Raw genomic sequence first — 20835 nt, 5'->3', positions numbered from 1 at the left:
GAGCGCGGGCGGTGTCAATGCGCGCTTACCCTCCCTACGCCGGTGTCAGCCGGATCAGGTTCAGCGGGTCGCGGCCCCGCCCCTTGTTCAAGGAAGCCAGCCGCCTCTCAACCGTCTGTGGACGGTCCCCCGGGGATGCGGGCGGGTGTAGCGCAAGCGGGGGGAGAGTTAAAGCCCCCTGCGGTCGGCATGGATGGCAGGTGCCTTAACAGCACCGGCCACGGGGACAGCGGCCCGTACCATCTGCCTAACTGCTGCGGTTTTTCTTTGGCGATGCCGGGGAGCCTGTCGACGCGCGATGCACGATCCTGTGCGCGAATATATGCTCCTGATTGCCTTCACCGGGGGTCAGCTGTAGCTCCAGCATCATCCTCAACGTCGCGGCCGCCATGGTTCGAACGGGTTGCCGCACGGTCGTCAGCGCCGGCCACAGCGTCACCGCAGTCGACGTATCGTCGAAACCGACAATGGAAACGTCCAGCGGCACATTCAAGCCGCGGCGGTGAGCGACCGATACCACGGCTGCGGCCATATCGTCATTACTGGCGACGATGGCGGTGGGCGGACAGTCCATGGATAATAAGCGTTCCCCCGCAGATAATCCGGACCCGTAGGTGAAGTCCCCCTGGCAAAGCTGAACGTTGGCACCGCCGACTTCACGGATGGCGTCGTAAAAGCCCAGCATGCGCTCCGCGCTTGCCGCCTGATAGGGATTGCCGGCGATGAAGCCGAAGTTTCGATGACCAAGGGCCAGCAGCGAGCGGGTGAGATCATACGACGCTTCGCGGTCGTTGATGCGACAGGAGATGGTCGCGGCGGGATTATAGGCGCCGACGACAGCCGTCACGCACCCGGCCTGGGCAAAGAATGACATGAGATCGGCGTTGTCGCCAAAAGGCGGCGCGAGCAGGGCGCCGCCGCGACTCGCGGCAGCGAATTCCGCCACCGCCGGCTCGTCCAGGCCCGCGGGTTGTTCCATTTCAAGGAAGTGCAGCCTGATTCCTGATGACGCCGCCGCTTCATATGCCCCGGCCAGAAATTCAGAGATAAAGCCACCTGTCCCGTTCGGATAGACGACGCCGATTCGCGCACCCCGACTCCCACCGGCGGCCTGCAACAGAACCTCTCGCGCCGCGACCGCGATGAACGGGCGGTCACGACCGATTATTCGCTCAACTACAAGTGGGATGTGTCGCCTCGTCTGCACCTGGGCCTGGACGGCCAATATGTGCGGTCGAGCAGCCGCGCGGCCGACTTCACGTCCTACACCGACACGTTCGCGGATCAGGAGTTGGATCTCACCGGCTCTCTCCCGATCGCGACGCTGCACAAGCCGGTGAACGGCCTGTCGAACGTCGCCGCCCAGCAGCAGACGGACGATCAATATTTCGCCGACCCGGCCCATTATTTCTACCGGGCCGCGATGGACCACCGAGACGAAAGCAAGGGTCGGGAATGGGCGTTCCGGGCCGACATATCCTACGACATCGATAACGATATTCCGTTCCTGGAAAAGATACGGGTCGGCGGCCGTTATTCCGACCGCAGCCAGACGGTGAAATATTCGCCCTATAACTGGGGATATCTCAGCGAAATCTGGAACGGGACCGGTGAAGCGGTCTATCTCAACCAGTTCGGGCAGGAAGGATCGGAGCTTTTCACCTATGATGGCTTCTTCCGTGGCAAGCTTGCAGCGCCCCAGGGATGGTTCCACGCCGGCAACCAGCTCAAAAATTACGAGCAGGCCGCCAAATTCTTCCAGCAGGTGAACACGGTCTGGCAACAGCAGAATGGCGGCTTCGCCGGCGGCTGGACGCCGCTGGCACAGCGGTCGGGCGTCGTCGCGGGAACATCCTATCTGCCGGGCGAGATCAGCAGCACCAGCGAAAAGACCAGTTCCGCCTACGCCATGCTGGACTTCGGTTCGAAAGACCCGATCTTCGGTGATGTCACCATCCATGGCAATATCGGGTTGCGATATGTCGAAACGCGGGATTCCTCGGCCGGTTCGATCACGTTTCCGCAGAACACGCTCGGCGGCACGTTCGCCCAGACTTGTCTTGCCGGCGGGTCTCCACCGGCGATCTGTTCACGCGGGGAGCAATTCTATAACAGCCTGATCGCCTTCAGCGACAGCGCGTCGACCGGGTCGAACGTCAAGAACCGGTATCATAACTGGCTTCCGAGCTTCAACCTGATCGTCACGCCGGTTCGAGACGTTCAGCTCCGCTTTTCCTACGCCCATCAGATCCAGCGGCCCGACTTCGGGTTCCTGCGCAACTACGTCAATCTGGCGGTTAATACCGGCGAAGTTCCTGTGACGGCGGCGGCAGGCAATCCGTTCCTGCGGCCGGCGCTGTCGAAGCAGTGGGACATCGGCGCCGCATGGTATTTTTCCAGGGTGGGATCGATCACCTTCGATTATTTCCAGAAGAGTGTTCACGACTTCTTCTACCAAAGCACCGTCCAGCGTAACTTCACCAACAATGGCGTGACGCAGACCGCCTTCCTGATCGCGCCTGCCAACTTTGACGGCGTCGGCAAGATCAAGGGTTTCGAAGTAGGCTATCAGCAGACGTTCGACTTCCTGCCGGGAGTGTTGAGCGGCCTTGGCGCGGGTGCGACCTATACGAGGGTCAAGAGCAGCGGCATTCCCAATTCGCTGCTGCCCAACGTATCCGATTCGCCGGCGGCTCAACCCAGCACCGGGCGAGGCAATCTTCCGTTCGAAGGCTTGTCCAAGCATAACGTCAACCTGACGGCCTTCTATGAAAAGGGCCCGATTTCCGCGCGCGTCGCCTACAGCTGGCGATCGAAGCATCTGCAGACGGCGGTGGACCAGCTCTACCCCTATTTCCCGGTCTATCTGGCCGGAGCGGGACAGTTGGACGCATCGCTGTTCCTGAGTGTGAATGATCGGATCAAAATCGGCGTGCAGGGCGTGAACCTGACGAACACGGTCACCAAAACGCTGCAGCAATTCACCTCTTCAGGCATGCTGGCACCGCTGTCCTATTTCGTCACCGATCGCCGCTATGCTTTCATAGTGAGGGGCGCATTCTGAAATAGCACCGCGTCTGATCGGGGGCGGGGGCCGGCCGGGCATAACGCCAGGCCGGCCCCTTTGTGCTTGGCGAAGGCGCGGTCGGGCGATGGTGTCTCGTCAGCGGCATGCGAACGCGTTTTGGCACTGTCAGGCAAACGCCGCCTTTTCCGCGGGTCGGTGCAACAGGCGCGTGCCGAACATTTGGCGACCGAGCCGGATGGAGCATCTAGTCCGCCCTGGCCAGCCTGCGCAGGGTCTGGGGCGGCTGGCCATATTGCCGCATGAAGGCTTCGCGCATACGACGGACGTCGACGAAGCCCGATTCCAGCGCGATCCGGTCCATCGGGTGACGGGTCTCCTCGATCATCAGCCGCGCTGCCTCCAGCCGCATCTGCTCGACCGCCTTGGCCGGGGTCTGCCCGGTTTCGGCGCGAAAGGCGCGAGCGAACTGGCGGGGGGAGAGGGCGGCGACCTGAGCCAGTTCATCCACCGTCAGCGGATTGGCGAGGTGGGCCTTGGCAAAGATCACCGCCTTTTGGATACGGTCGCTGCTGGGGGCCAGTTCGAGCAATTCGGAGTGCTGCGACTGCCCGCCGGCGCGGCGGTGGTGCATGACGAGGCGGCGGGCGATCGCGTCGGCCACGTCTCGACCAAGATCCTTCTCGATCAGGGCGACCGCGAGATCGAGCCCGGCGGTGAGGCCGGCGGAAGTCCACACCGCGCCCTCATTGATGAAGATGCGATCGTCCTCGACCCGCACGTTGGGGAAATCCTCGCGCATCTGCCGGGCATAGGACCAGTGGGTGGTGGCGCGGCGGCCATCGAGCAGACCCATCTGCCCGAGCAGGAAAGCGCCGGTGCACAGCCCTGCCACCCGGCGTGATTGGCGCGCCATGATCCGCAGCGTGTCGAGCGTGGCTTCGTCCTGCCGGGGCGGGGGCAGGAGCCCGGCGAGCAGCAGCAGGGTGTCGACCTGCCCGACGTCCGCGAGCGGCACGGTGGGAACGGCAAAGCCGCTGGAGGATGTGACCGGCCCGCCTTCGACCGACGCGATCGACAAGCTGTAGTAAGCCTCACCGGTCACGGCGTTGGCGAGTTCGAACGCGGCCTGCACGCCCAACGCCAGGAACTGGAAGCCGGGGGTCAGCACCATGGAAACATGCGGCATGCGGCCTCCAAACGGGAATGTCCTGAAAACGTAGTTTATACGTCATATCAGCCATGGCCGTTCGCGTCCATAAGGGTCGTGTCGAGAGCGATGACGCTCTCCCAAAAACTGGAAAGGACCACGACCATGACCCCGACATCCCAGGGAACCGCTCTCATCACCGGCGCATCGACCGGCATCGGCGCGATCTACGCCGACCGTCTTGCCGCCCGCGGCTACGACCTCATCCTCGTTGCCCGCAACAAGGACAAGCTGCAGACGCTGGCCGCACAAATCTCCGACAAGACCGGCCGCTCGGTCGAAGTGCTCTCCGCCGACCTCGGCGACGCGGCCGATCTTGCCCGCGTCGAGAAAATCCTGCGCGAGGATGCTAGCGTGACCGCGCTGGTCAACAATGCCGGCATCGGCACCCACACCACGCTGCTGGAAAGCGATGTCGAGAAGATGGCGGCGATGGTCCAGCTCAACGTGACCGCTCTGATGCGGCTGACCTATGCCGCGGTGCCCGGCTTCGTGGCGCGTGGCGGCGGCACGGTGATCAACATCGCGTCGATCGTCGCGGTCGCGCCGGAACTGCTCAACGGCGTCTATGGCGGCACCAAGGCCTTCGTCCAGGCTTTCACCACCTCGCTCAACCATGAACTGGCCGACAAGGGCATCCGCGCCCAGGCGGTGCTGCCCGGCGCCACCCGCACCGACTTCTGGGCGCTGGGCGGGCTGCCGGTGGAGCATCTGCCGAGCGAGATCGTGATGGATGCGCAGGACATGGTCGATGCGGCGCTTGCCGGGTTCGATCAGGGAGAGACCAGCACGATCCCGGCGCTACGCGACATCGAACTGTGCAACGCCTTCGAAGCGGCCCGCGCCGCGCTTGGCCCCCAGCTTTCCGCCACCCGTTCCGCCCCGCGCTTCCACGTCGCGGCCTGATCCCCCCCCTTCCGGACATCTTCTGCCAACCAAGGATAATTCGACATGAAACTTACCGGCAACACCATCTTCATCACCGGCGGCACCAGCGGCATCGGCCGTGGTCTGGCCGAGGCGCTCCACAGGCTGGGCAATCAGGTGATCATCTCGGGCCGCCGCACCGCGCTGCTTGACGAAGTGACCGCAGCCAATCCCGGCATGGCCTCGATCCAGCTGGACGTGACCAGCCTCGACAGCATCCGGAATGCGGCGAGCGAACTGACCCGCCGCTTCCCCGACCTCAACGTCGTGTTCAACAACGCGGGCTTCATGCCGTTCGACGATGTGAGCGGGCCGGTGGACGACGATCTGGCGCAGGAGCTGATCACCACCAACCTGCTCGGGCCGATCCGGGTCACATCGGCGCTGATCGAGCACCTCAAGACCAAGACCGAAGCCACCATACTCTATACCAGCAGCGTGCTTGCCTATGTGCCGATCGCCAGCAACGCGATCTATTCGGCGACCAAGGCGGCGCTCCATTCCTACGCGCTGTCGCAGCGTTTCCAGCTGCGCGATACCGGAGTGCGGGTACAGGAGATCGCGCCGCCATGGGTCGACACCGACCTCATCTACAAGAGCGGCGATCCGCGCGCCATGCCGCTGCCCGACTTCATCGACCAGACGCTGGTGGCGCTCGCCACCGACGCGCCCGAGGTGATCGTCGATGGCATCAGGGCGATGCGCGACAATCCCGGCGCCGATGAACACGCCCTGTTCGAAGCCTTCAACCAGAGCCTTGTCGAAAACCCCATCCCGACCGGCGCGTAACCCGCTGCCTTCCTCGACCTGCGCAAATAGCGAGAGGAACGGACCATGTCCTGTAGCACCGTCCCCGACACCGCAACGGCTTTCGAAGGAAGCACCTCCACGGTCCTTCACTCGGGACGTCAGGTCAGCATTCTTGCCTCTGCCAAGGGTGATGCAGTTGCAAAGGGGCATGCCATTGGCCGGGGAAGTCAACATCGCGCGACAGGCCGTCACGGCGGACCAGCGTGAAGCGCAGCTTCGCCTCGCGCGCCGCCTCCAGATGCCGCCACAGGCTGTTCTCGCCGTGGCAATAAGGCAGGCGGTTCGGCGCCATCAGCATGGCGTTCGTGCCGGTGCCTTGTTCGTCGGGGGCCAGCACGACGTCATTGCCGGCGAAGGCGTCCAGCATCGCGCGCAGATCATCCGCCGTCAGGTCGGGCAAATCTGTGGCAACGGACAGGACGGCCTCCGCGCCGCGATCTTCGGCGAAGCGCGCCCCTTCCCCAAGAGCGGCGTTGAGATCGCCATGCGCGCCTTCCAGCAGGCAGCGGGCGCCGGCTCGCCGCGCGATGGTCAGCGCCGCCTCGTCCCGCGTCACCAGCACGACATGGCTCGCCGGCAGGACCGACGTGACACAGGTCAGCACATGCTCCAGAAAGTGCCGGTTGATCGCGATACGCTGTTCGTCGGGCAGGTTCAGCCGCGACTTGCCGAGCAGGAAGGGCTTGGCTGGAATCACTGCCCAGACGGCCATATCATCCTCCCGTGAAACGTGGAGCCCGCCGTTCGCCGAAGGCGGTGATCGCTTCGTCATGGTCGGCGGTGGCATGGGCCGCGGCCTGCATCGCGGCCGACATGTCCAGCACCGACGACAGGCTGCTGTCCTGGGCCTGCCGGATCAGCCGCTTGGCCATGCGCACGGCATGGGGCGGATTTTCGGCGATCTGCCGGGCGATGGCGGTGGCTGTCTCCATCAACGCGTCGGCGGGCACGACCCGCGACACCAGTTGGCAGGCCAGCGCCTCCTGTGCGTCGATGATCGCGCCTGTCAGGGTCATTTCCGTCGCCTTGGAAAGGCCGACGATCCGTTGCAGCAGCCATGCGCCGCCATCGCCGGGGACCAGCCCGATCTTCACGAAGCTCTCGGCAAATTTGGCGTTTTCCGAAGCGATGCGGATGTCGCACATGCAGGCCAAGTCGCATCCCGCGCCGATCGCCGGCCCGTTGATGGCGGCAATGATCGGCACTTCGAGCGACTGGAACAGGATCGGCAGGCGCTGGATGCCGTTGCGATAGTTGCGCCGGGTCTGCGCCGGCAGTTCGTCGCGCAGACCGCCGCCGACGCGCATCTTCTTGACGTCGCCACCGGACGAGAAGGCGCTTCCCGCCCCCGTCAGGATGATGGCCCGAACGGCGATGTCGGCATCGGCCGCCTCCAGCACGGCGACCAGCGCGTCGATCACCGCTATCTCGGAAATGGGGTTGCGCTTTTCCGGCAGGTTCAACGTGACCGTCATGATGCCGTCGGTCACGCTCGACAGGACTGGATTTTCGCTCATGCAGCGGCTTTCAGAAAGCTGTCGCGAATGCGCGCGAAATCCCGGATGAAGTCCAGCTGCCCTTCCAGCCCTTCGTCGGGGAAGCGGGCATGGACATGGGTGACGCCGATCGACCGCATATAGTCGATCTCATGCATCACCTGATCGTCGGACTTGCCGTGCGGATACAGGCCCAGTTCCAGTCGAAGCGAAGCGGGATCGCGGCCGTTGGCCTCCATCATCGCGCGTACCGTATCCAGCGCTTCCATATGCTCGGGCACCAGCTTGCCGGTCGCGTCGTCGATGCGGAACAATGGCATGAAGCCGTCAGCATATTTGGCGATGCGTTCCAGCACCTTCGGCGGTGGGACGGGGTTGGCCGTGCGGCCCGCGCCCATGAAGATGGGGATGGGCTTCTGGATCGGCAGCGGATTGACGTTGACGTCATTCAACATGTGGAAACGGCCGGAAAAACTTACCTCCTCCTGTGTCCAGAGCGCGCGCAGCACGTCGATCTGCTCCTCCACGCGCGGCGCGCGGGTCTTGAAGTCGGCGCCCATCGCCTCGAACTCGACGGAATTATAGCCGATGCCCACGCCCAGGATCAGCCGGCCACCGCACATGATGTCGACCTGCGCCGCCTGCTTGGCGACCAGCGCGGTCTGCCGCTGGGGCAGGCCCAGCACGCCGGTGATGAAACCCAGATTTTCGCACATGGCGGACAGGTGCGCCATGAGGGTGAAGACCTCCAGAAACTCGCTCTTGTGCGTATAGGGGGTCTTTTCGATCTCCGGATGCTTGTCCGCGACATAGCCGACCACATGGTCGAGCAGGCGCAGATAGTCATAGCCCAGGCGGTCGGCCTCCTTGGCGAAGGGGATCATCGCCGAAAGGCCGGCACCATTGGTGAAGGCATTGCCGTTCACCGTGAATTTCAGCTTGCTCATGGCAATCCGTCTCCCTGTTGGATCAGACCGCGGTCAGGCGAATGCCGGCACCGGGGCTCTTATATTTTCGGTTGATGAAGATCAGCAGCGACGTCAGCGCCTCGGCCGCGGCGCTGTTGGCGATGCCGCCGGCATGGAAGCCGCGCATTCCGATCGCCTCGATCAAGCCCACGACCGTATCGCAGGCATCGGCATCGTCGCCGCACACCAGCACGTCGCAATCGACCGGGTGGCCGATGTCGTTAAGATGGGCATGGCTGACATTCTGGAATGCGGACACGAACCTGGCGTCGGGCAATTGCGCCTGTAGCGCCGCGACGGCCGATCCGCCGTCGGGCAGTTGCACCTTGCTGACCTTGGGCGGCACCAGCGGCACGGTCGCGTCGATCACGATCTTGCCGGCGAGCTGGTCGCGCAGGGCCAGCGCAGTGGCCTGCTGCCCGGCAAAGGGCACCGCCAGGACCACGATGTCGCCGGCGGCCGCTGCCGCTTCATTGTCCGCGCCCGATGCGTTGGCGCTGCCGATCTTCGCGTTCAACGCATCGGCGGCTGCCTGCGCCTTCGCGCCGTCGCGCGACCCGATGACGACCGGATAGCCGGCGTGGCTGAAACGTGCGGCCAGGCCGCCGCCTTCCTGACCGGTGCCGCCGATCACGGCGATGGTGGGGGTGTCGCTCAAGTCAGCCTCTCCATTATGTGAAGTGCAGCGGCGCCAGCGGCGCGGCGGCGAAGGATCGGGCCTGCTGGTTTGCCAGTGGTGTCCCGTATAGCGTGGTGCGCTGGCGCGCGGTGCGGCCGGCGATGGCGGCGATGGCCTCGATCCGGGGGGGCGGCAGTTCCTGCCCGTGATTGGCTCCGGCCGCGCGCGAAATGCTCTCGTTCATCAGCGTGCCGCCCAGATCGTTCACCCCCGCGGCCAGCGCACGCAATACGCCTTCCTCGCCCAGCTTTGTCCAGCTCGCCTGGATGTTGGGGATCAGCGGACCGAGCACCAGTCGCGCGACGGCATGGACCAGCATCGCCTCGCGGAATGTCGGCCCGCGCCGGGTTGCGCCCTTCAGGAACATCGGCGCTTCGGCATGGACGAAGGGCAGGGGCACGAATTCGGTGAAGCCGCCGGTGCGCGCCTGCAGGTCGCGAATGGCGAGCAAATGCTCGGCGACATCCTCATAGGCCTCGACATGACCGAACATGATCGTCGCCGTCGTGCGCAGGCCGACCCTGTGCGCCGTGCCGATGACGCGCAGCCAGCCAGCCGTGTCCAGCTTGTCCGGGCAAATCCGCGCGCGTATTCGGTCGGTCAGTATCTCCGCCGCGGTGCCCGGCAGCGAACCCAGACCCGCGTCGCGCAGCATGGACAGGAAGGTCTCTTCCGAAAGGTCCAGCGTGGTGGCGCCATGATGGACTTCCAGGGGGGAGAAAGCGTGGACATGGATCGTCGGTACGGAGGCCTTGGCTGCGGTCAGCAGGTCAAGATAGGCCTGGCCGGTGAAGCGCGGATGGATGCCGCCTTGCATGCAGACTTCGGTCGCGCCCCGATCCCATGCCTCGGCCACGCGCCGCCCGACTTCCTCGATCGGCAGGTCATAGGGCTTGCCGCGCAGATGCTCGTGCGTCTTGCCCTTGGAAAAGGCGCAGAAGCCGCAGCGATAGGCGCAGATATTGGTGTAGTTGATGTTGCGATTGACCACATAGGTCACGCTGTCGCCGGCCTGGGCGCGGCGCGCCTCGTCGGCGGCAGCGACGATCGCGTCGAACGATCCGCCGCGTCCCGCCAGCAACAGGGCGATGGACACGGGGCTCAGCCGATCGCCCGCCAGTGCGCGGGTCAACGCCTGGTCGATGGCGGGCGCCGTCGCGGTCAGGGCCGGCGTGGCGGGAGGGACGGCGCGCGAACTGTCGCCGGGATACCAGTCATCCTGCCGCAGCAGACCCGCTCCATCGGACAGGCGTGCAACGACCGGTGCGACCGCCGGGTCGATCCAGCGTGCAAAGTCCTGGCTCCAAGCGGGATAGATGGGCATGCGGGGCGTAAGGTCCAGTCCGAAGCGGGCGCTCTCGCGCCGCAGCGTCTCGACATGCGGCCAGGGCGCCTCAGGGTTCACATGGTCCGGCGTTACCGGCGATATGCCGCCCCAGTCGTTGATGCCGGCATGCAGCAACGCGCCGAAGCGCTCGAAGCTGAGATTTGGCGGCACCTGGAGGTTGATGTCCGCTGGCAGAATCAACCGCGCGACAGCGGTGGTCCACAAAAGGTCATCCAGGTCCGGCGCATCCTGTGCGGCGCTCTTCGTATCCGGCTTGGGCAGGAAATTCTGGACGATGACTTCCTGGATATGACCGTGACGGGCGTGCAGATCACGGATCGCCAGCAGCGATGCGATACGTTCGGCCCGCGTCTCGCCGATGCCGATCAAGATGCCGGTCGTGAAGGGCACGGCCAGAGCCCCCGCCGCATCGATCATCGCCAGCCGGATCGCCGGAGCCTTGCCGGGCGATCCGAAATGCACGCCGCCTCGCTCGCACAGGCGCGGGCTGACGTTTTCCAGCATCAGTCCCTGCGATCCCGACACGGCGCGGAATGCGGCGATATCCGCCGCATCCATGATGCCGGCGTTCACATGCGCGATCAGGCCGAACTCGCGTTGCACCATGTCGGCCATGGCGGCGCAATAGGCATTGGTGCTGGAATAGCCCATTTCCGCCAGCTCCCGCGCCGCGGCGGCATAGCGTTGTTCGGGCGCCTCGCCCAGGGTGAACAGCGCCTCGCCGCATCCTGCCGCCACGCCCTGTCGCGCCACGGCGCGAATCTCGTCCGCCGTCATATAGGCCCGCTCACCCTTGCGCGGCGGATGGGCGAAGGCGCAATAATGGCACACATCGCGGCACAGGCGCGTCAGCGGGATGAAGATCTTGGGCGAATAGGTGACAATGGTCCCATGCGCCGCCCGCGCGCGTTCCCATGCCTGGGACAGCAGCGCGGCCAGCGGCTGTCCTTCGAACGACGGCAGCATATGCGCCGCTTCGTCGTCCCATTGATGGGGATTGAGTGGGGGGGGAGACGACATGGGATGCTTCATCACATATAGGGCAGGGCGGACGTCAGCAGAGAGGCCGGGCGGCCCAGTTCCCTGGCCAGCTGCTCCGCCCTTTCCAGGGAATATTGGGCCGAAAACATGGTCGCGGTGAAGGCGAAAATCGCTTCGCCCCGCTCGTTGAGAACCGGAACGGCGACGGACGATGCGCCGACGGTATAACGTCCCTCGTCGGTCGCCCAACCACGCTGGCGGGCAGCCTCCACCTCATCCATGAACTCGCGGAAGGTCTGGCGATCGCCTAGCCGGATCGCCCGATATTGTTCGCTCAACTCCTCTTCGTCGAGCGCGGAAAAGGCACCCATCAGCCGGCCGGCCGCGCCCACCAGCAGGGGAAGGCGCTGACCGACATTCATCTTGATGCTCATGCCGGCGGGCAGCGATTCGAGGACCAGCATGATGCGGTCGCGCTGGACCCGGCGCCACAGCGTCACCGTCACGCCCTCAGTATTGGCGATCAGGTCGGTGACGGCGCGCACGGCGCGCATGTCGCCGCCCTGCGCCAGGGCGCCGCTCACCAGTTCCAGCACGCCCAGCCCCATGGAATAGAGCTTCGACTGCGGGTCGAAGATCAGGTAATTTTCGTTCGCCAGCGTGCGCAGGATGTTGAGGCAGGTGCTGGGATTGAGCCCCAGGTCACGGGTGATGCGTGATAGCGGCAAGGGCCCGTTCGCAGTCGCCATGTACCGCAGGACCGACAGTCCGGCCAAAATCGCGCCAACTGGCTTGTGCGACTGACCAGCAGGCCGTTCGGCACCATCGGCAGCAACGGCGCTGGTCGCGTCCTTTGCTGTGATGGCGTGCTCGATCTGCATGTCTTCGCTCTCCTCGCGATCCCGTTTCGATCGCTTGCCTCTTATCTCCATACAGAACGTCCTTCGCAATAGAGAAAATTCATGTTGATAAAGAATGTGAAATGGGTCTAGTCAGGAACAGAAGCACAGATAGGCAGGAGGGGCCAGAAGAGCCATGACGGAGATCCTGACATTTCCGCATTTCGAACCGCATTTTCCCCGCGATCAATGGGCGTTGCCCACGGTTCTTGAATATCAGGCGCGCGAACGGCCCGATCGTCCGTGTCTGCAATGGACCGATCAGGGGCGGATACACAGCTTTGCCGAGGTAAACGCCATTGCGAATCGGCTCGCGCGCGGGTTCCGCAAACAGGGGGTGAAAAAGGGCGACTTCGTTGTCATCTTCCTGCCCAACTGCCTGGAATATGTCTTTACCTGGTATGCGCTGGCAAAGCTCGGCGCGATCGAGGTAACCGTAGGCGACAGCTACAAGGGCGCGTTCCTGCGCCATCAGGCGAGCCTCAGCAAATCGCCGATCGTCGTGACTACGCCCGACCTGGCGCCGCGCCTCGCGGAGATCGAGGATGAGCTAGACTATATAGAGCATTGCATTCTCGTAACGGAAGAGGCCGCGCCACCGCTGCCTGCCTTCACCAAAATCCGGACCAGCCTTTACGCGGACCTGTACGATCCCGACGACAGCAATCTCGGCATCGCCGTGGGCCCCCGCGACCCGGCGGCGGTGCTGTTCACGTCCGGCACGACTGGCCTGTCGAAGGGCGTGCTGATGGCGCATTCTCACTTCTACTTCTTCGCGGAGGAGGATGCGCAGCTGGTCCGGCTGACGGACCAGGACGTCTATTCGACCAGCTTCCCCCTGTTCCACGGCAACGCCCAGTTCCTGACCGTCTATCCCAGCCTGATCGCGGGCGCGCACTGCGTGCTCTATACCAAGTTCAGCGCGTCCGACTTCATCGGCCGCATTCGCCGTTCCGGCTCCACGGTCTGCAATCTCCTGGGCGCGACCATGGCCTTCATCCTGTCGCAGCCCGAGCGGGACGACGACAAGGACCATCGGCTGACCCGCATCTATGCGGCGCCATTGGCCCCCGATCTGGCGACCAAATTCGTCGATCGATTCGGCGACATCACCTTCGTCGACGGTTTCGGCCAGACCGAGATCAGCAATGTCTTCCAGACGCCCTGGCAGGCCGAACGGCCAGCCGGCTCGTCGGGCGTGCTGGTCGATCAGTTTTTCGACATCAAGCTGGTCGACCCCGACACCGGCGAGGAAGTTCCGGACGGCGAGAGTGGCGAATTGCTGGTGCGTCCGAAGATCGACGGCATCACCTGCCTCGAATATCTCGGCATGCCGGAAAAGACCGTGGAGACGTGGCGCGACCTGTGGTTCCACACCGGCGACGCGCTGCGCCGGGACGAGAAGGGCTGGTATTATTTCGTCGACCGGGTGAAGGACGCGCTGCGCCGTCGGGGCGAGAATATCTCCTCCTTCGAGGTGGAATCGGTCGTGCGCTCCCATGCGGCCATCGCCGAATGCGCGGTCGTGGCGGCGGATGCGGACGAGCAGGGCGGCGAGAATGAAGTCAAGGCATTCGTCGTGCTCAATCCGGGGGAAACGCTTGACTATGATGACCTGGCTGCCTGGTGCGATGCGCGCATGCCCAGCTTCATGGTGCCGCGCTATGTCGAGGTGATCGACGTCCTGCCGCAGACGCCGTCGCAGAAGGTGCAGAAGAAGGAACTGCGCGACCGCGGCAACGGGCCGAACACCTGGGACCGCAACCGCCGTTCGGTCGTACAGGAGGCCTGATCCATGAACCTTTCGGCGGACACCTCCGTCAGGATCGAGCGCGATGCCGGCGTGATGATCATCAGCCTGGCCCGGGCCGACGCGATGAACGCCGTCAACGACGCGATCCGCATCGGCCTGGTCCGTGCGTGCGAGGAAGCGGCCTCCGATGACAGCGTGGGAGCGGTCCTGATCCGCGCGGATGGGGACCGCAGCTTTTGCGTCGGCGCAGACATCAAGGAAGAACGGCCCCAGTTGTCACAGGCGGAATCGCGGACCCCGCCGGCGGATCGCGACTATACGACCGCCATCGCCGCGATGGTCAAGCCGGTGGTCGCCGCCGTCCATGGCTTCTGCCTGGGCGCGGGGCTGGAGATTGCGCTTGCCTGCGATATCCGTGTCGCCAGCGCCTGCGCGACGTTCGGCCTGCCGGAAGTCAATCTGGGGCTGATCCCCGGTGCGGGCGGGACGCAACGACTGACCAATCTGATCGGCATCGGCCGCGCGATCGACATGATGCTGACTGGCGAGCGAGTGAACGCGCAGCGCGCACTCGATTGGGGCATCATCACGCGGCTGGTCGGTGACCGGGCAGAACTGGATGCTGTGGCGCTCGCCCTCGCCAAGGGCTTGGCCGCCAAGGCGCCGGTGGCGGTCGCCTATCTTAAGGAAGCCGTGATGGCAGGCATCGGAACCGATCTTGCGACCGGACTTGCACGGGAACGCGACCTTTTCACCTTGCTCAAGGCGACGGAGGACAGCCGCGAGGCCGCCGAAGCGTTCAAGACGAAGCGCGCACCGGTATTTCGCGGCCGTTGAGCCGCACTCTAGGGGATTTCAACAGGATGAGCGAAAAGATAGTCGTCGTAATCGGCGCCGGACAGATGGGCACCGGCATCGCCCATGGCTTCGCCGTGGCGGACGCCCGGGTGCTTCTGGTCGATGCCAAGCGCGACGTAGCCGAAAAATCCGTGGCCGACATCGGCGCGATCCTGGATGGCGCGGTCAAGATCGGCAAGTTGGAGGCGGACGCCGCCGACGCGGCAAAGGCGCGGATCGAGATCGTCGATGATCTCGCCGCCGCATCGAAGCGCGCCGACCTCGTCGTCGAGACCGCTTCGGAGAATATCGCGATCAAGCTCGACATCTTCCGCATCGTCGATGACAATGCGCGCGATGGCGTCATTCTCGCCTCGAACACCTCAGCGCTCAGCGTCACGGAACTGGGCGCGACGACGAAGGCGCCCGATCGCTTCGCGGGGCTGCATTTCTTCAATCCGGTCCACAAGATGAAGCTGGTCGAGATCATCAAGGGTCTCGCCACGTCGGAAGAAACGGTCGCCGCGCTGCGCGGCTGGTGCGCCGCGATGCAGAAGCAATCGATCGTCGTTGCCGAAAGCCCCGGCTTCACCACCAGCCGCATGAGCGCGCTGGCGGGCAATGAAGCCATGTACATGCTGGAATCCGGCGTCGCGTCGGCCGAGGATATCGACACCGCGCTGCGGCTGGGCTTTGGCCATCCGATGGGGCCGCTGGAACTGGGCGACCTGACTGGATGGGATACGCGCTTTGCCGTCCTGCAATATCTGCATCGCACGCTGGGCGAAAAGTTCAGGCCCTGCCCGCTCATCGAAAAGATGGTGAAGGCGGGCCGCTATGGCCGCAAGGTCGGCCATGGCGTCTATCGCTACGAAGATGGCAAGAAGGTTCCGAATTCGGGGCTGTCGCCACGATGAGCAATCCTAACGATATCGTGATCGTCGGAGCCGTTCGCACGCCGATGGGCCGTTTTCGCGGTGCGTTGGCGCCGGTCCGCGGCGATCATCTGGGCGCGGTCGTGCTGAATGCCCTGCTGGAGCGGACGGGAACCACGCCTGATCAGATTGACGACGTGATCTTTGGCTGCGTCACCCAGATCGGCGAGCAGTCGGCCAATGTCGCGCGCACCGCGCTATTGTCGGCCGGCTGGCCCGACAGCGTGCCGGGCATCACCATCGACCGCAAGTGCGGATCGTCCGAGGCCGCCGTGCACATGGCTGCCGGTCTGCTGGCGAGCGGCATGGCCAGGATGGTGGTCGCCGGTGGCGTGGAAAGCATGTCCCGCGTCCCCATGGGCAGCAACCGCGACCTGCACGGCGAAGCGTTCGGCTGGCTGGTGCAGGAGCGCGCCGAACTCCCGTCCCAGGGTGAGGCGAGCGAACGCATCGCGGACAAGTGGCACCTCTCGCGCGACGATCTGGACGGCTTTGCCGTGCGCAGCCACGCCAAAGCCGGGGAGGCGGCGGATCGCGGCGATTTCGACGCGGAGATCGTGGCCGTGGACATCACCAGCGTCGCTGAAAAGGACATGGACGTCGCCATCGAAAGCCTGACCGCCGACGAGACCATCCGGCGCGGCTCCTCGAAGGAAAAACTCGGCACACTCAAGACCGTGTTCCGCGAAAATGGGCGGATGACGGCCGGCAATGCCTCGCAGATCAGCGACGGCGCGGCCGCGCTGCTGCTGACGACGCGCGCCCATGCGCAAGCGCTGGGCCTGAAACCCCGCGCCCGCGTGGTCGCCTTCACCTCCGTCGGTGCCGATCCGGAACTGGTGCTGACCGGCCCGATCCCCGCGACCGCCCGGGTGCTGGACCTGGCCGGCATGACGCTCGACCAGATCGACCTTTATGAGGTGAATGAGGCCTTCGCCTCCGTCCCCTTGGCCTGGCTCAAGGAAACGGGCGGCGACCCGGACAAGCTCAACGTCAATGGCGGCGCCATCGCGCTCGGCCATCCGCTGGGCGCCAGCGGCGCGCGGCTGATGACCACGCTGCTGCACGCGCTGGAAAGCCGGGAGGCGCGGTTCGGCTTGCAGACCATGTGCTGCAATGGCGGTCTGGCGACGGCGACGATCATCGAGCGGCTGGACTGAAAAAGAACAAGGCGGAGAGAAGCGATGAGAAAGGCGGAACTGGGGAAATCGGGCCTGATGAGCTCGGTCCAGGGCTTTGGCGCGATGGGAATGTCCGAATTTTACGGCGCCGGCGACGAAGCGGAATCGCTGGCTACTCTGGCGCGCGCGGTGGAGCTTGGCATCAACCATCTCGACACGTCCGACCTCTACGGCAAAGGCGAGAATGAACTGCTGCTCGGCCGCTTCCTCAAAGGCCGCAGGCGCGAGGATATCCTGCTCGCCTCGAAATTCGGCGTGGTCCGCGATCCGGACGGCCCGTCCGGCAGTACCTACGACCGCAATCTCGACAACAGCCCCGCTTATGCCCGCGCCTGCTGCGAAGCGTCCCTGAAGCGGCTCGGCACCGACTATATCGACCTCTATTATGTCCATCGCTACGATCCGTCGATGCCGATCGAGGAGGTCATCGGCGGTCTGGTTCCGCTGGTCGAGGAAGGCAAGATCCGCGCGATTGGCCTGTCTGAAGTGTCGTCCGACCTGCTGCGCCGCGCCGCCAGCGTCCATCCGATCGCCGCGCTCCAGACGGAATATTCGCTTTTCGCTCGCGCCGTGGAGGACGATATATTGCCGACTTGCCGGAGCCTCGGCATCGCCTTTCTTGCCTATGGCCCGCTGGGCCGGGGAATCCTCGCCGGCAAGATTCGCTCGCTCGATGACCTCGAGCCGGGCGATCTGCGCCGACAGGCGCCGATGTATGCGCCGGAAAATCTGCCGCGCAACCTGGAATTGATCGACAGCATCAACGCCATGGCCGCCCCGCGCGGCGCCACGGCGGGTCAGATCGCTCTCGCCTGGCTCCATGCCCAACCCGGCGTCTTCCCGCTGCCGGGAACCAAGCGCGTCAAATATCTGGAGGAGAATGTCGGCGCTGCCGCCATCGTCCTGACCGATGACGAGATGGCGCAGATCGAGATGGTGCTAGCTGGCGGGGCGGCGGGGGCGGGCAAGTGGAGCACGACCCAGACGGAAGAAACGGCGCAATGACCAGCGGCTTTGGCCTCAAGGACAAGACGGCGATCGTCGGCCTGGGCTACACCCCCTATTGGAAACGGGGCAAGTCCGCCCCGCGCAGCTTGCAGGAACTGGTCTGCGCCGCAATCATCGACGCAGCCGACGACTGCGGCATCGCCGTGCCTGATATTGACGGCTTCGCCTATTTCGCGGCGGATTTCGACACCGGCGGACTGATGGAGACGCTCGGCATAAAGGAAGTCGGCTTCTCCTCGATGCTGACGGGCAGCGGCGGCGGATCGGCCGGCGCGGTCGGCCTTGCTTCGGCGGCGATCGTCGCGGGCCTTGCCGAGACCGTCGTCGTCATATGCGGCGTACAGCAGGGCGAATTGCGCTACGGCGCGATGCCCTCCACCTACGACGCCAGCCCGGAAAGCTGCTTCTACCAGTCCGCCGGCCTTGTCGGTCCCGGCCATATGTTCGCGCTGCTGGCGCAGCGGCACATGCATCTCTACGGCACGAAGCGGGAGCACTTCGCCGAGGTCGCGATGTCGACGCGACTGAATGCCCTGACCCATCCCGACGCGCTCATGAAAACGCCCATGAGCCTCGACGATTATTTCGCCGCGCCGATGATCTCGACGCCCCACTGCCTGTTCGACTTCTGCCTGGAAACGGATGGCGCTGTCGCGGTGATCGTCACCAGCGCGGAACGGGCGAAGGACCTGCGGCAAAAGCCCGTTCTCGTCCATGCCTCCGCGCAGGGCGGGGCAGGGGAGTGGGGCCGCTCCATCTACTGGATGAACATGCCCGACGCGAGTTTCGCTTCCTCGGGCCATGCCGCCGTCGCGCGCCAGCTCTACGCCCGGTCGGACTTCGGCGCGCAGGGCATCGATGTCGCCCAGATTTACGATCATTTCTCCAGCCAGGTCATCCTGCAACTGGAGGATTATGGTTTCTGCAAGAAGGGTGAAGGCGGCCCCTTCGTGGCGTCCGGCGCGATCCGGCGGGACGGCGGCGCCATCCCGGTCAACACCGATGGCGGCCAGCTTAGCTGCGGCTATATCTGGGGCATGAGCCATGTGCGCGAAGCCGTGGAGCAACTGCGCGGCACCGCGCACAATCAGATCATGAACGCGAAGACCTGCCTCGTCACGGGCGGCCCGTCGGACATTCCGATGAGCGCGCTGTTGCTGAGGACCGACGCATGAGCCGGATCGCCAAACGCCCGCCCGATGCTTTGGTCCGCATCGTCGCCGACAGCTGGACCGCCCCCTTCTGGACAGCGGCCGGACAAGAGCGGCTCACCTGCGCGCAATGTGGCAATTGCGGCCAGTTCCGCATGCCGCCGACGCCCTTCTGCCCGCATTGCCGCAGTCAGGCGATCGATTGGCCGACCCTGCCGGGCACGGGGCAGATCTACAGCTTCACCATCGTCGAACGCGCCGTGTTGCCGGGAACGGAGGACACCGTCCCCTATGTGGTCGGCGTCATCGACCTGGACGATGCGGCGCCGGCACGGATCATCGCCAATATCGTCGATTGCGATGTCGAAGCCCTGCATGTGGGCGCGCGGGTGCGTGTGCTGTTCGATTCCTATGGCGACGGCATCGGCGTGCCGCGCTTCACCCTTGACGGAGACGGGGCATGAGCTTCTCGCCCATCTGGAACACGCCCTTCCTAGACGACCGACACCGCGAACTCGCCCAGCGGCTGCTCGAATGGGAGATTCCGCAAGTCGATCACGAACCGGCCGACTTCGGTCCGCCCGTCCGCACGATGCTGAAGGCCATGGCGGCGGAGGGCCTGCTGGAATATATCATTCCCCAGAGCGGCAGCGGCCCGATGCGCGTCGATCTGCGCTCCATCTGCCTGATCCGCGAAACGCTCGCCTATCGCAGTGGCGGCCTTGCCGACACGAGTTTCGTGATGCAAGGCATCGGCACCGCCGCGATCTGGCTGACGGGTAGCGAGGCGATGGGCGCATCCACGCTCGACAGCGCGCGCCGGGGCGAGAGCATCGCCGCCTTCGCACTGACCGAACCGGACGCCGGATCGGACGTTGCCAACATCACCTCCAGCGGCGTGCGCGACGGCGACCATTATGTGCTGAACGGCGCCAAGACCTTCATTTCCAACGGCGGCATCGCCGACCATTATCTTATCGTCGTTCGCACCGGCGAAGCGCCGGGGGCCAGGGGCCTCTCCACCTTCCTGGTCGATGCCGCCACGCCCGGCCTCGTCACCGAAAAGCAGGATTATGTCGCCCCCCATGCCGGCGGCTCGCTGCGCTTCACGGACATGCGCGTGCCTGCCGACCGGCTTGTCGGTCAAGCTGGCGGCGGGTTCAAGGCGGCGATGATGACCTTCGATATCTTCCGCGCCTCGGTCGGCGCGGCCGCTGTCGGTTTCGGACGGCGCGCGCTGGACGAGGCGCTGAACCGCGCCGCCACGCGCCAGCTGTTTGGCAAGCCGATGGCGGCGATGGACGGCGTGCAGACCAAGATCGCCGAGATGGCGACCGAAATCGAAAGCGCGAGCATGCAGGTGTATCGCGCCGCCTGGGCCAAGGACATGACCGGCGGTCGCTGCACGCGCGAAGTTTCGATGGCCAAGCTGGTCGGGACCGAAGCCGCTCAGAGCGTCGTCGATGCCGCCGTGCAACTGTTCGGCGGGGCGGGCGTCACGCGCGGATCGGTCGTGGAACAGCTCTACCGCGAGATACGGCCCATGCGCATCTACGAAGGCGCGTCGGAAGTGCAAAAGCTCGTGATCGGGCGCGAGATGCTGAAGAATTGAGTGACGAGAGAGGAA

19 protein-coding genes and 1 riboswitch are annotated in these 20835 nt (G+C 64.8%); of the genes, 11 read left to right on the top strand and 8 right to left on the bottom strand.

The genetic code is table 11. From position 1 onward, the window contains the following. Window positions 1–14 precede the first annotated feature (14 nt). A riboswitch (TPP riboswitch) is annotated at window positions 15–142 on the bottom strand. 105 nt (window positions 143–247) lie between these two features. Next, window positions 248–1117, bottom strand: coding sequence for a substrate-binding domain-containing protein (locus ACETPF_RS12040; RefSeq protein ID WP_373934723.1), 870 nt, complete (start codon window positions 1115–1117; stop codon window positions 248–250). Here ACETPF_RS12040 and ACETPF_RS12035 point away from each other — a divergent pair. Then, window positions 1022–3064 (top strand): TonB-dependent receptor, encoded by a 2043-nt coding sequence (locus ACETPF_RS12035; RefSeq protein ID WP_373934793.1) that lies wholly within the window; start codon window positions 1022–1024, stop codon window positions 3062–3064. The two genes, ACETPF_RS12040 and ACETPF_RS12035, sit on opposite strands and share 96 nt — an antisense overlap. A 208-nt stretch (window positions 3065–3272) precedes the next feature. Here ACETPF_RS12035 and ACETPF_RS12030 read toward each other — a convergent pair whose 3' ends face one another. Continuing rightward, entirely contained in the window at window positions 3273–4214 is a 942-nt protein-coding gene (locus ACETPF_RS12030; protein WP_373934722.1) for a GlxA family transcriptional regulator, read from the bottom strand. A gap of 126 nt (window positions 4215–4340) precedes the next feature. Here ACETPF_RS12030 and ACETPF_RS12025 point away from each other — a divergent pair, with 126 nt between their 5' ends. Together ACETPF_RS12025 and ACETPF_RS12020 are read left to right on the top strand one after the other, a co-directional pair. Then, the gene (locus ACETPF_RS12025; protein ID WP_373934721.1) at window positions 4341–5141 is read left to right on the top strand and encodes an SDR family NAD(P)-dependent oxidoreductase; all 801 of its coding nucleotides are present in this window, start codon (window positions 4341–4343) and stop codon (window positions 5139–5141) included. Between the two features lie 45 nt (window positions 5142–5186). Next, on the top strand, window positions 5187–5951 hold the full coding sequence (locus tag ACETPF_RS12020) for an SDR family oxidoreductase (RefSeq protein ID WP_373934720.1): 765 nt from the start codon (window positions 5187–5189) through the stop codon (window positions 5949–5951). A gap of 124 nt (window positions 5952–6075) precedes the next feature. On the opposite strand, the gene cofC is transcribed toward ACETPF_RS12020, so the two are convergent. The 6 genes from cofC to ACETPF_RS11990 are packed head-to-tail and all read right to left on the bottom strand — an operon-like array spanning window position 6076 to window position 12325. Continuing rightward, window positions 6076–6684: a 2-phospho-L-lactate guanylyltransferase gene (gene cofC / locus ACETPF_RS12015; RefSeq protein ID WP_373934719.1), complete on the bottom strand. Its 609-nt coding sequence runs from the start codon at window positions 6682–6684 to the stop codon at window positions 6076–6078. Between the two features lies 1 nt (window position 6685). Further along, on the bottom strand, window positions 6686–7489 hold the full coding sequence (locus tag ACETPF_RS12010) for a crotonase/enoyl-CoA hydratase family protein (protein WP_373934718.1): 804 nt from the start codon (window positions 7487–7489) through the stop codon (window positions 6686–6688). After that, window positions 7486–8415, bottom strand: a complete 930-nt coding sequence (locus tag ACETPF_RS12005) for an LLM class F420-dependent oxidoreductase (protein ID WP_373934717.1) — start codon at window positions 8413–8415, stop codon at window positions 7486–7488. The genes ACETPF_RS12010 and ACETPF_RS12005 overlap by 4 nt, the downstream gene beginning before the upstream one ends. Before the next feature lie 22 nt (window positions 8416–8437). Beyond that, complete coding sequence (gene npdG / locus ACETPF_RS12000) at window positions 8438–9094, bottom strand: NADPH-dependent F420 reductase (RefSeq protein WP_373934716.1); 657 nt, start codon at window positions 9092–9094, stop codon at window positions 8438–8440. A 13-nt stretch (window positions 9095–9107) separates the two neighbouring features. Beyond that, window positions 9108–11483 (bottom strand): 5-amino-6-(D-ribitylamino)uracil--L-tyrosine 4-hydroxyphenyl transferase CofH, encoded by a 2376-nt coding sequence (gene cofH / locus ACETPF_RS11995; RefSeq protein ID WP_373934715.1) that lies wholly within the window; start codon window positions 11481–11483, stop codon window positions 9108–9110. Window positions 11484–11494: 11 nt separating this feature from the next. Continuing rightward, window positions 11495–12325: an IclR family transcriptional regulator gene (locus tag ACETPF_RS11990; protein WP_373934714.1), complete on the bottom strand. Its 831-nt coding sequence runs from the start codon at window positions 12323–12325 to the stop codon at window positions 11495–11497. A 154-nt stretch (window positions 12326–12479) separates the two neighbouring features. Between ACETPF_RS11990 and ACETPF_RS11985 the strand changes: the two genes are divergently transcribed. Genes ACETPF_RS11985 through ACETPF_RS11950 form a run of 8 tightly spaced genes read left to right on the top strand, consistent with a single transcriptional unit; the run spans window position 12480 to window position 20820 of the window. Further along, entirely contained in the window at window positions 12480–14135 is a 1656-nt protein-coding gene (locus ACETPF_RS11985) for an AMP-binding protein (RefSeq protein ID WP_373934713.1), read from the top strand. A 3-nt stretch (window positions 14136–14138) separates the two neighbouring features. Beyond that, window positions 14139–14933 (top strand): enoyl-CoA hydratase/isomerase family protein, encoded by a 795-nt coding sequence (locus ACETPF_RS11980; protein ID WP_373934712.1) that lies wholly within the window; start codon window positions 14139–14141, stop codon window positions 14931–14933. A gap of 26 nt (window positions 14934–14959) precedes the next feature. Continuing rightward, window positions 14960–15850 (top strand): 3-hydroxyacyl-CoA dehydrogenase NAD-binding domain-containing protein, encoded by an 891-nt coding sequence (locus ACETPF_RS11975; RefSeq protein ID WP_373934711.1) that lies wholly within the window; start codon window positions 14960–14962, stop codon window positions 15848–15850. Continuing rightward, the gene (locus tag ACETPF_RS11970; RefSeq protein ID WP_373934710.1) at window positions 15847–17028 is read left to right on the top strand and encodes a thiolase family protein; all 1182 of its coding nucleotides are present in this window, start codon (window positions 15847–15849) and stop codon (window positions 17026–17028) included. Before ACETPF_RS11975 ends, ACETPF_RS11970 begins: the two co-directional genes overlap by 4 nt. A gap of 24 nt (window positions 17029–17052) precedes the next feature. Then, window positions 17053–18054, top strand: a complete 1002-nt coding sequence (locus tag ACETPF_RS11965) for an aldo/keto reductase (protein WP_373934709.1) — start codon at window positions 17053–17055, stop codon at window positions 18052–18054. Then, on the top strand, window positions 18051–19232 hold the full coding sequence (locus tag ACETPF_RS11960) for a thiolase C-terminal domain-containing protein (RefSeq protein WP_373934707.1): 1182 nt from the start codon (window positions 18051–18053) through the stop codon (window positions 19230–19232). Before ACETPF_RS11965 ends, ACETPF_RS11960 begins: the two co-directional genes overlap by 4 nt. Further along, complete coding sequence (locus tag ACETPF_RS11955) at window positions 19229–19672, top strand: Zn-ribbon domain-containing OB-fold protein (RefSeq protein ID WP_373934706.1); 444 nt, start codon at window positions 19229–19231, stop codon at window positions 19670–19672. Before ACETPF_RS11960 ends, ACETPF_RS11955 begins: the two co-directional genes overlap by 4 nt. Next, entirely contained in the window at window positions 19669–20820 is a 1152-nt protein-coding gene (locus ACETPF_RS11950) for an acyl-CoA dehydrogenase family protein (RefSeq protein ID WP_373934705.1), read from the top strand. Before ACETPF_RS11955 ends, ACETPF_RS11950 begins: the two co-directional genes overlap by 4 nt. Window positions 20821–20835: the final 15 nt, after the last annotated feature.

Origin of the sequence: Sphingobium agrisoli (assembly GCF_041877245.1) — a bacterium.
Taxonomy (GTDB): Bacteria; Pseudomonadota; Alphaproteobacteria; order Sphingomonadales; family Sphingomonadaceae; genus Sphingobium.
The sequence above is the reverse complement of the archived record's forward strand: the minus strand, read 5'-3'. Positions and strand labels throughout refer to the sequence as shown.